The sequence below is a fragment of the uncultured Meiothermus sp. genome (genome assembly GCF_937863175.1).
Lineage (GTDB): Bacteria > Deinococcota > Deinococci > Deinococcales > Thermaceae > Meiothermus.
Genome location: NZ_CALMCQ010000025.1, coordinates 1 through 1,009 on the forward strand (window position 1 = coordinate 1; position 1,009 = coordinate 1,009).

At 62.8% G+C, this 1,009-nt stretch carries 1 protein-coding gene; it reads right to left on the reverse strand.

The annotated features are described in order from the left end of the window. Nucleotides 1–1,009 (reverse strand): caspase family protein (locus Q0288_RS01020; RefSeq protein WP_299425801.1); only part of this gene is annotated, 1,009 nt, incomplete at both ends.

Sequence of the window (1,009 nt, forward strand, 5' to 3'; positions counted from 1 at the left end):
CGCTAACATCGGAAGCCGCCCTGCCCGATTGAATCATCTGACTCAATACCCAAAACTGATCCAGGCGAAGCTTGCCATCGCGCCGCAGTGCACCCATTTTTTGCAGGCGCAGATCGGAGGAAGCCTGCGCCGGAACCCCCGGAATGGCCCCGACCCGTACCAGGTTCACAAATTGCCCACCGGTCAGGGCTCCAGTCAGATACAGCTTCAGGTCATCGGGCGGCCTTCTGCCCTCGATCCAGTCGGCCAGCGCATCGAACTGCTCGCCGTTGATATAGCCCGCCAGCTTGAGGTGGGCCAGGCGGCTCTTGGCCACCGCGATGGGGTTCAGGGCCAGGGGGTAGTCGTCGGGGCCATAGAGCCTGGGGGTCTGGGGGGTGCCTCTGCGGAGGCTGAACTCCTCCACCCGGACGGCAGCATAGCGGTACGCCTCCCCGATGGTCACATAGCCATCCCCGTTCTCATCGGCCTTGCCCGAGGCTGCTTCCAGCAAATAGGCGGTAAAAATCCCACCGCCCAGCTCAGCATCTTCCCAGCTGGGTTGGGAGTCGGCAGAGGAGGCCAGCAGCACATTGGCCCCGCTCAGGTCGGGTTTTTGTGGTTTGGGGAGGTTCTTGCGCCCCGGCATGGTGAAGCTACGCGAGCCGGGCTGGGTTTGTCCACTAAAACACGCGTCCAGAATCAGAATCAGGCGGCCTTTGCCCTGGCTGGCCCTGCGAACCTGTTCTTGCAACGCATCCAGGGGCAGCCAGGTCTCCTCATCATTGATTTTGGCATCGCTGGGCATCAGGGTGGCCTGCCCCGAGCGGTTTGGCATCCCGTGGCCGGAGTAGTACACGATCAGGGTATCGCCCGTGTTCATCCGCCTGGCCAGGTCGCGGAGTTCAGCCTCGAGGGCAGTTTTGCTGGCCTCGGTATCCAGCAGTACTCGCACCTTGCTGAGCTGGCCCTTGTTGGGGTCTCGCAGGGCCTGGGCCATCTTGCGGGCATCGCTCTCGGCATAGCTGAG